Here is a 9,843-nt window from a genome sequence, read left to right on the forward strand (position 1 = left end):
GCTCGTTTCATAAAATGTCGAATTTTAGATTATTGCGCAAATATAAATGATTGTGCTTCGAGCACGTGCAGCGCTTGAGCTACGGACTGGATTTTTATTCGTCTGTGTGTAAACCAAACGGTTTGTAATGTATATTTGGATATTAAAGATTGACATTTTAAATGAAAATCCATTTAATAAATATAGTAACTTAATAATGGGTATATTACATCCAAATTTCACTTATTCAGATGTTGTGTGCTATTTTAAGACCATACACCTTAAAACAAAACCGATATATATTTCTTAAGCACAAAATTAAAATAGTCAGATTTTTTTGAATGAGTAATATAATACTTGGAATAGCAATTATAGTCATTTGTACAATTATTTGTTTAATAGCATTAAGATTTTACAAGCATAAAAAATATTCAATTGTATTGATGTTAATCTTGTTTGTAGGATTAATTCTCAGAATATATGTATCCAATGATAGTTATCTTCACGCTTGGGACGAAAGGTACCATGCATTAGTTGCAAAAAATTTAATAAAACACCCGTTAAAACCTACGCTGTATGATAATCCGGTTTTGTCCTATGATTATAATAACTGGGTTGCAAATCATATATGGCTTGACAAAGGACCAATTCCTTTATGGGTTATAGCAATTTCAATAAATATTTTAGGTAATACAGACATTGCAGTAAGAATCCCATCGATAATAATATCCTTAATATCTATTTATCTCACTTTTTTAATAGGCACATTATTATTTGACAAAAAAGTTGGTTTGTTAGCAGCGTTTTTTCATTCAATCAATGGACTGATAATTGAAGTAGCCGGAGGTAGGGTATCTTCAGATCACGTTGAGACTTTTTTTATTTTTTTCATAGAATTAGCTGTATTAATCTCAATAATAGCAATTATTAAAAAAAAAGGCATTCTGTTTTCTGCGCTAATTGGTGCTATAATTGGTTTAGCAATTTTATGCAAATGGTCACCTGCATTAATAGTTTTTCCATTATGGATATTCGGCGAAATTATGGTTGCAAAAAAAACAAAGCCACAAATTTTTTTACACTTATTTGTTTCAATTTTTACTTGTTGTATTGTTGTTGTACCTTGGCTTTGGTATATAAACAGGGAATTTCCAAATGAGGCAATTTATGTTTTTAAGAAATTTATTTTTGCTTATAATAAAACATTAGAACAGCACAAAGGTCCATTTTACTATTACTTTCAAAATGTTGGAATGGTCTATGGTGAAATAATCTGGATACCAATATTAATCTCTATTTATCAAATAATAAAAAGGCAGATAAATTGGAGAATGATATTATTAAATATATGGTGGATAATTCCATTTGTAATTTTTTCCTTAGCAGCAACCAAGAGACCAACTTATTTATTGCTATGCGCACCAGCTATGTTCATTATTCTATCCTATTATTGGTTTTATATTCGCGAAAAGAATGTTAAAAAGAAAGTGATAAGAAATATTATACTTGCATTTTTGATGGTACTGCCAATTAGATATTGTATTGAAAGAGTAAAGCCATTTACTGATATCGAAAGAAATCCTAAATGGGCATTAGAATTAAAACAAATGAAAAATAAATATGATAGTAAGACGATCATCATCAACGATGAACATGCAATAGAGGGAATGTATTATACAGATTATATTTTTTATGCTCGTATTCCAAATAATGATGAACTTGAAAATTTACAAAAAAAAGGATATAAGGTAATTTTCAAAAAAAGTGATAATTAAAAAAAACAGCATACAATAAATAAGGCTTCGTTTGGCTTCAGCCCAATCCCGACATACGGCGGGACAGGCTATGAAGACGCGTTGTACAGCCTGCCCCGCCTCCGGCGGGGAAATCCAGTGCTGGCCGCACATCCTATTAGTTTCTTTTATATTGAAATTGATTGACTTTCTTAGTTGGCGGGCTTGATATTTTCAGGGGAGTGGCCAGACTTTTTATAATAAACAAGGCCATGCCAGATGGAAAGAATGGGCTGAAAGAGACTGCAAATATGTTTTGTATGATACCGAAGTCCAAACACTGCAAACTTAAAATCACTCAACGAGGGTGTTTCTGATTTACGTGCCAGCAAAGCCAGATAGCGGTTTATCTCTTTCTCGCTGATATGCTGCGGTGGCTTGCCAAAGTATAAACTCACCTGTGCCAGCTTGAGTGCATAGTTATTCAGTGTACTCTTCGATTGCCCCGATAAGACGATCTTGTCCTGAAGTTCCTGGAATAATTTTCCGAAGTCATGTATTTCATGGCATGCCTGTTCTTCAATACTGAACAATTTTTTTCTTAATTTAGACGTAGCTTTTTCCATAGATTAAAAAATTTTGTGGTAAAAATCATTTATACTACTTTTATCAGAAAAGGCTATCCCGTTCCCGGGTCTTGCCCTGGACGGGATTTAGTGCAACGAACGCGCAAATGCCAGCCCGGATTAATTAACACTTTGCACTAATAAGGCGGGCATTTTTGCAAACTAATCTGTAGTTTTAACATGAAATCGCAAATGCCCGCCTCTGTGGTTCAATAATACCCGGGTCAGGCCTTAGCGCTCACCGTCAGGTTTTATTAAAAACAAGTATCTTAAATATGTACTCAATAAATAGAACCAGAAACCTTTCTATATTGATGTTACTACCTCTGATTTTTGGATGTTCTGATAATCAGATAAAAGAAATTATCTTACCTCCTGATTTTACAGGAAATATTTTCAGACATATTACTGAGTTGACAAAAATTGGTCCTCGATATGTTGGGAGTAATTTTGAGAAACAGGCTGCTGTATATATTGAAAATCAACTTAATCAAATTGGATTGGAAACGACTAAAGAAAACTTCCAGTTTGAAACCTTTGAAATACAGCAATCGCAACTGTTTGTTGGCTCGGATACCATAATCCCTTCAAGAATTTGTTTTAATCCTTACAAAGATAGCCTAACGGTGTCTGACCGCTTTGTATTAATCGACTCATTGTCAGACAATGACATCTCGAATAAATTTGTTGTTGCCTCTGAAAAGATAAATTACTTTCAAATTGTTTTCAGAAATCCCAAAATGATCATTTATGTTGATAGTCGGGATTTAGAAAAACTAAAGAATGTTGAAGATCGTAATTTCAAACTTAAAATCAAAGGCAAAATTGAAAAGTACCATTCAGCTAATGTGGTTGCTGATTTGAAATCAACCAACGAAAATGCAAAAGAAATCATATTATGTGCTCATTATGACAGCTTTCATGGAAGTCCAGGAGCTGATGATAATGCATCTGGGATTTCAGCATTAATTGAACTGTCAAGGATTCTTTTCAATAATTCCAGAAAACTGGATGACTTTAATATCAAATTTGTAGCATTTAGTGGAGAAGAAAAAGGACTTCTAGGTTCAAGACATTTTCTGGACGCTCACTCAAATGATTTTAAAAACTGTGAGCTTGTTATTAACATGGACCAAATTGGGGGGAAAGAACCAATTAATATCGTAGTTTTAGACAGTATAAAAGGAATTCCGGCAAGTAAGGGAAAAACCCAATTTCCTGAATACTTGCAGGATAAACCTTTTGATGGGGTTTCTTCAAAATGGACAATAATAGCTCCTGAAATATTCAGTCTAATGCAGATTTCAAATACCCCAGATTGGTTAGTTGAAGTAATAAAAAAAAGTTCAACTGGAATGACTGTTAATCAAGTTTCTGGCTCCGGAAGCGATGAGATGGTTTTTACACAAGCAGGTATCGTTTCTACATGCATCTTTACGGGAGGAAATCAAACTCATAGCAGCAAAGATGTTCCAGAACAGGTAAATCTTTCTACTATAGAACAGGTTGGAAAATTGACACTAAATATTATTATAAATACAATAGTAGAATTAACAAAACCTAACAAGCGAGAATAGGTAAGTTGTTTTCCGCTGCGTGGGACAAGTTATCAACCTCCCTATACCCGACGGCCATCGATAGCTAAATTCAGTTTACAAAGATGGCGGTTTGAACACCTTCGACTATTTTCTTCCCGACTTCAACCTTTTTCTGACTTAAGTAGATGATGATCATGAGAGTGTGGTTTTCGCCAGAGCTTACTGAGAAGTTACATGAGATAATCCGGAAGTGGGATCCGGGAACTTTAATTTAAAAATCTTTTCATTCGTTTTCAGGTTTTCGAATACAAGCTCCTGTTTTATATTTTCGATTGGGTATCCCGGTAAAATAGCCGATAAAGAGGTTGTATCCAATTCAGGTGTATAACCTGCTATATAAAAATAAACTGGTTTGTTTGTACAAGTTATGCTTGAAATGTCATATTCATCCCAGTATTTACTGCGATTTTCCCATGTAAAATATTGATAGGTATCAGGATATAGCTTCTTATAGACCGGCATGAAGACTTCATTTTCCCTCCCTGCCCAGCAATGACTGATCATGATTGAAAAATCGTGGAAGGGGCAACCGTAACCCGAAGGGGTTAAAAGTTTGATGGCATCTTCCGGAAGTGTTCCAACAAAATGCTTTGTGACCATTTTGTTTTGCATCTCGGTGAAAATGTTTCGTGAACGGATTCGAATGGATTGCACTTGCTTTGGGATACAATATACCGAACCGGCAAGAATCATCAATCCTATGATTATGTTGATTCTCTTGAACCGGATCATGTTTTTCAGAATTTCGAATGACAAAATGGTTAGAACTGGAAATAGAGCCAAGCCGGGAACTAAATATCTGTATTCATAATGTTTTGAGACAAGAATGACCTGAACGAGAATTACAATCAAAACACCTGTCATTCCGTACGTTAAGCGGTTATTTATTTCTTTTCTTTTGTAAATAAGAGAGATCATTAAAAGAAATAGGCTAATGAACCACATGAAGACAAGGAATGAATGAAATTTATAAAAGGTTTCCAGATTTTGTATAAATTGACTCCAAACGAGAACATTTGCTTCACCGTTACCATAATGACCAGAGTGAATAATGAGATCTTTTATCCATCGCGTAAAAAAAACCAGATCATATAAAATGGGCATTGCAAAGACGAACATGCTGAGTATAGATAGTATTAAAAATTTCACTTTGTCTTTATATCCTGGTATTATGATAAAAGGAATAATAAGTAATGGAAAGTAAGTGAGCTTGATGGATAATCCGAAGCCGGAGATTAAACCGAACAATAAAATTGTCAAAAAATTAAATTTACCTGTATTTGATTTCACCACTTTTAATATCATGATACTGAGCAGCAATACCGGGATAGGTATTAATAATTCGGGTGTTAATCGTCCAATGATGTCATATGTAATATTTGAATAAAAAGGAGCTGTTTGTATCAGTAATCCGTAAGGAAGAAAACCGGTTATCCGCCAAGCAAGGACACCGGCAATGAAAAGAACAACTGCGGTGATACTTATCACGACATGGTTTATAATGTTTAAATAAAGATCAGAATTCATCATCACATCTTCGAGGTAAGAAATATGGGGTGATCGAATAAAATAGACAATCCGGCATACGAAAGCTACCACTATTTGCAATGGTGTGCCAGGGTTGTCGATATGATAAACGTTCAAATGTCCAAGTGACATGTAAAGACCATTGGTCAGATATGCATATTCTGGGTCGACATTCCTCATGGAAAAAAGACCTATGATTTGATTAAAGTAAAATCCAAGGAATAGATAGACGAAGGGAATTAAGAGCAGCCAAATTTTAGCAGATTTTTTCATTTCATTCTTCCAGCTTTATTAGCTGGCCTGTACCGGTAATCTTTGATTTAATGATTTCCGGATCACCTTTATAGTAGATATTCCCGATATTCTCGATTTCCACCTCCAGTACTTTTGTACAATTCACAAAGCAATCGTTGGAGCCACGGTTATTCATAAAGCAAAATGTAGAAACAAGGTCCTGACAATGGAAAGGGCCATAGCTTGCAGCGTAAATATATTCAACCTGAGTATGACCATGGATGTTAAAATCAACCGTGCCATAGTGCAAGCTCAGAACAGAGTTTAAAGTCTGTATCTCCATATCAATTAATCCCGATCCATCCCATACTGCTATATTTAAGGAATCACTGACAATCGTATTCGTGCTGATGATATTGCCTGATGCCTTATAATAGATGCTTACGAGATTCTTAACGGCAAGATACACATAGATATCTTTATTGTAACTCCGTATCCAGTTACATTGATTTTCATTTCTAATGGTTAATTGACCATCATTTACTTCTGTGATAACTGATCCGATAAGATTTTCACCTGCTTGAACATGGATGCTGCACTGGTTATCTTGAGTAAGGATGACGTTGACGTTATCTTCGAGGACAATGTGTTCAAATTCAGGTAATTTACGTTCTTCAATAATGATTTCCCCAGTGCTTTTAAAACAATCTCCCAAATCAAGCTTTTCACACGATGAAAGGATCAGTGCAAGAAAGATGGTGAACCCGATGTAATAACGTGCAGGCATAATCTAATCACAAAAGGATACAAACATCTGCAAAATTATGAAAATAAACACTAGCCGATAAAACTATGATCTTGCCAAAATTTTTAAGAAGAAAGAGAAACTTGAAGCCTTTTAACATCTGTCAACTGTCATGGATGAATTGAAGACAAAGTGTCCCTGGGATAAAGAGCAGATAATTGAAAGTCTCCGACACCTTTCCTTGAAATAAATAAGGAGATGAAAGATGTGAAGAAGATGATTTCACTTAGCTTCGCCTCATTCAGACTAAATGGGTAACATTATATCATTTTTTGGATTAATGTTATCATGGCTTATCAATTTATAAATATTGGCGAGGAATTTCTTCATTTTGGCGCTGAAATCATAATAATATCCCAAAGACTATCAAAATCTTCAGCACATAAATCATTAATAAATCAGCTATTGCGAAGCGGAACAGCGGCCGGTGCTAATTATGAAGAAGCTTGCGGAACAGAGGACAAGGCGGACTTTATCCATAAGTTGCATATATCGTATAAAGAACTCAGGGAAGCCGATTACTGGTTGCGACTGATCAGGCAATCCGGAATTCTGAACACAGATGTAACCGATAATGCACTTGCTAAATCTGAATTACTGCTAAATATTATTGGGAAATCACTAATTACGGCAAAAAAGGGGCGGGAAATGAAGGATGAAGAATGAAACATACAAAATGAAAAATTCTTCATCAAATATCTTTCATCCTTCATTCTTCATCTCCCGGCCAAAACTCTACTGACTTTCACTTAAAATGAATGTCAAATTACAGTAGGACATTTCATCATCCTGTTTTACATATTTCTTGCTATTGCATTATGTATATTGTACCTTCAGGCATTCCAAAGAAACTCAGATTCATTTTTATTCAAACTTCAATACAAATAGAAGTTGACGATCAGAAAAAAATTACATAGCCGAAATCAATAAATACTTTACATAACTAAAAACATAGGCAATGAAAAAGTCACCAATACTTATATTTTTTTTCTGCCTTTTCAGCATCATATCCCAGGCTCAGACAAGGGGAGCGTTGCCCGGCGAGATTTATATTGCATCTGAAACATACGGCGGGTATGATGGTGTCCATTATGCTGTCTTTTATTCATCAGATAATGGGAAAACCCTGCGTTTACAGTATGAACATGTTGAAAATCAACCTGGTGTTATGTGGATAGGAGGGTTGATAGGCGATGCCACTCCGGGTGTTATATATAATCAATATATCTATGGAATGGATAAATGGTGGGTAAGCTTTGATTATGGGGTGAATTGGGAATTTAGGGGAGATAATCCCGGTTATACCCAGTTTTTTAGTGGTGTTAATCCGGGATTAATTTTTAAAGGAAATTATGAAGGTTTTTTTAAAAGTACAGATTATGGATTATCATTTGAACTTCTCCCTATTACGGTTATTTGCCCCTTTACTGAAGTCGGCTTTGTTGAACCGGAATTTTTTGGTATTTATGGTGAACCTGGCGTTGGTTATAACTTTGTACATACAGTTGATTATGGCCAGACTTACACTGAAATCTCAATCGATAGTTCAATTGCCTTTTGGCAGGTATCCGGTCGTTATCCGAAAATATCACGGGGTACAGAACCTGGTGAATTATATCTGGTTTCATGGTGGCCCGATTATCACTATAAGATATTTCGTACCATTGATTCAGGATATTCATGGACAAGGAAATTTGAATCAGGTGGCATTGGACTTGATTGGTCTCTGGGATACCAGGCAGTACGATATTACAGGAAAAAAATCACAGCAATGGGACGGCAGGGATGGTAAAGGGATCATTGTTCCCGGTGGGATTTATCTGTACAACATCAGCTATAATAATATTTCTTCCCAATACAATAAAGCATTATTCATTCACTAAAAACACCAGACTGGTAGTTGGCAGTTGACAGTCGACAGTCAACTACTTGAAGCTTGTAGCTTGCAGTCCTGCCTCACTTTGCTCCATTTGTAGTTTGTAACTCGCAGCTCTAATCCACCTGCATCTCACCTATTGAAATAGATGTTGTATTTATCCTAAATGATTTGTATATTTACATCACACTATCAAATGCAAAATCACTTCAAAAACCTTGCGATGAAAAAGTTACTTCTACTTTTTATTTTTTTCAGTTTATACTGCATCATATCCCAGGCTCAGACAAGAGGAGCATTACCCGGTGAAATTTATATTTCAACCGATACGTACATTGGGATTGATGGCCTTCATTATGCTGTCTTTTATTCATCAGATAATGGGAAAACATTGTCTTTACAGTATGAAAATGTGGAGGGACAATCCGGGGTCATGTTGGTCGGGGATGTGCTTGGCGATGCCACACCTGGCGCTGTTTACAACAATTATCTCATTGAAACGAATGAATTGTGGGTAAGCTTTGATTATGGGGTGAATTGGGAATATCGGGGAAATTATCCTGATAATACATATTATTTATGTGGAATAGATAATGGCGTAATTTTTAATACAAGTTGGGTAAAATTAAATAAAAGCGATGATTATGGACAGAATTTTGAAATTATCACAGATCCATTAACTATACCTATTCCTGAAATTGGATTTTTTGATGGAGAGTTTTTTGGTATTAATGGAGATGCTGGGGTGGGATTTGAGTTAATACATACCATTGATAATACAAATACTTATACCGAAATTCCTATTGACAGTTCAGTAGCCTTTTGGGAGATATCAGGGCGTTATCCGCAAATATCCCGCGGTACAGAACCTGGTGAATTATATCTGGTTTCATGGTGGCCCGATTATCACTATAAGATATTTTACAGCATCGATACTGGATATTCATGGACAAGGAAATTTGAATCAGGTGGCATTGGACTTGATTGGTCTCTGAGATACTCTGCAGGTCGGCAACCTGGATCCTTTTATGTGTTCCGATCCACGCTAGATCTGACTTTAAATCATAGATTGTATTATATTGACTATAGTGATGATTATGGAGTAACGTTCACAACATATTTCCATGAACTTGATTCCTTATTTACGTCTGTCGTTTCCATCTATAAAACTGATTTCAAACTGTCGGCTTCGCCAAATCCTTTTTCCGGAAAAACGACCTTAGCTTTTGAATTGTCAGAAAACTGGAAAGCTCCGATACTGAATATTTACAATATTCATGGAATCCTTATCAGGCAGTTTGACATTACCGGGAAAAAATCACAACAATGGGACGGCAGGGATAGTAAAGGAAACAATGTTCCGGCTGGAATTTATCTTTATAACATCAGCTATAACAACACTCCTTCCCAGTATAAAAAAGTATTATTCATTCACTAAACTCTCTTACAATGAAAAAGTCACCCT

At 35.4% G+C, this 9,843-nt stretch carries 8 protein-coding genes; 5 read left to right on the forward strand and 3 right to left on the reverse strand.

The features are described from left to right. Positions 1 to 320 precede the first annotated feature (320 nt). Complete coding sequence (locus tag NT175_07295; protein ID MCX6234514.1) at positions 321 to 1,754, forward strand: glycosyltransferase family 39 protein; 1,434 nt, start codon at positions 321 to 323, stop codon at positions 1,752 to 1,754. 170 nt (positions 1,755 to 1,924) lie between these two features. Here the strand turns inward: NT175_07295 and NT175_07300 are convergent, their stop codons facing one another. Then, complete coding sequence (locus NT175_07300) at positions 1,925 to 2,338, reverse strand: phage integrase N-terminal SAM-like domain-containing protein (GenBank protein MCX6234515.1); 414 nt, start codon at positions 2,336 to 2,338, stop codon at positions 1,925 to 1,927. Positions 2,339 to 2,652: 314 nt separating this feature from the next. Here NT175_07300 and NT175_07305 point away from each other — a divergent pair, with 314 nt between their 5' ends. Next, a complete protein-coding gene (locus tag NT175_07305; GenBank protein MCX6234516.1) occupies positions 2,653 to 3,915 on the forward strand; it encodes a M28 family metallopeptidase in 1,263 nt (420 codons plus the stop codon). A 180-nt stretch (positions 3,916 to 4,095) separates the two neighbouring features. Here NT175_07305 and NT175_07310 read toward each other — a convergent pair whose 3' ends face one another. Beyond that, a complete protein-coding gene (locus NT175_07310) occupies positions 4,096 to 5,643 on the reverse strand; it encodes a hypothetical protein (protein MCX6234517.1) in 1,548 nt (515 codons plus the stop codon). A gap of 94 nt (positions 5,644 to 5,737) precedes the next feature. Beyond that, the gene (locus NT175_07315) at positions 5,738 to 6,484 is read right to left on the reverse strand and encodes a DUF2807 domain-containing protein (GenBank protein ID MCX6234518.1); all 747 of its coding nucleotides are present in this window, start codon (positions 6,482 to 6,484) and stop codon (positions 5,738 to 5,740) included. Between the two features lie 306 nt (positions 6,485 to 6,790). Here NT175_07315 and NT175_07320 point away from each other — a divergent pair, with 306 nt between their 5' ends. The 3 genes from NT175_07320 (at position 6,791) to NT175_07330 (ending at position 9,816) form a co-directional block, all read left to right on the forward strand. Next, the gene (locus NT175_07320) at positions 6,791 to 7,168 is read left to right on the forward strand and encodes a four helix bundle protein (GenBank protein ID MCX6234519.1); all 378 of its coding nucleotides are present in this window, start codon (positions 6,791 to 6,793) and stop codon (positions 7,166 to 7,168) included. Positions 7,169 to 7,460: 292 nt separating this feature from the next. Then, complete coding sequence (locus NT175_07325) at positions 7,461 to 8,294, forward strand: hypothetical protein (protein MCX6234520.1); 834 nt, start codon at positions 7,461 to 7,463, stop codon at positions 8,292 to 8,294. A 307-nt stretch (positions 8,295 to 8,601) separates the two neighbouring features. Continuing rightward, positions 8,602 to 9,816, forward strand: coding sequence for a T9SS type A sorting domain-containing protein (locus NT175_07330; GenBank protein ID MCX6234521.1), 1,215 nt, complete (start codon positions 8,602 to 8,604; stop codon positions 9,814 to 9,816). Positions 9,817 to 9,843: the final 27 nt, after the last annotated feature.

This window comes from Bacteroidota bacterium (assembly GCA_026391695.1).
In the GTDB taxonomy this organism is placed as follows: Bacteria; Bacteroidota; Bacteroidia; order Bacteroidales; family JAGONC01; genus JAPLDP01.

Excerpts from the sequence above, each read along its gene's own strand:
- NT175_07295 (MCX6234514.1), top strand. The coding sequence starts at position 321 with ATGAGTAATATAATACTTGGAATAGCAATTATAGTCATTTGTACAATT.
- NT175_07300 (MCX6234515.1), bottom strand. The coding sequence starts at position 2,338 with ATGGAAAAAGCTACGTCTAAATTAAGAAAAAAATTGTTCAGTATTGAA.
- NT175_07305 (MCX6234516.1), top strand. The coding sequence starts at position 2,653 with ATGTTACTACCTCTGATTTTTGGATGTTCTGATAATCAGATAAAAGAA.
- NT175_07310 (MCX6234517.1), bottom strand. The coding sequence starts at position 5,643 with ATGAGGAATGTCGACCCAGAATATGCATATCTGACCAATGGTCTTTAC.
- NT175_07315 (MCX6234518.1), bottom strand. The coding sequence starts at position 6,484 with ATGCCTGCACGTTATTACATCGGGTTCACCATCTTTCTTGCACTGATC.
- NT175_07320 (MCX6234519.1), top strand. The coding sequence starts at position 6,791 with ATGGCTTATCAATTTATAAATATTGGCGAGGAATTTCTTCATTTTGGC.
- NT175_07325 (MCX6234520.1), top strand. The coding sequence starts at position 7,461 with ATGAAAAAGTCACCAATACTTATATTTTTTTTCTGCCTTTTCAGCATC.
- NT175_07330 (MCX6234521.1), top strand. The coding sequence starts at position 8,602 with ATGAAAAAGTTACTTCTACTTTTTATTTTTTTCAGTTTATACTGCATC.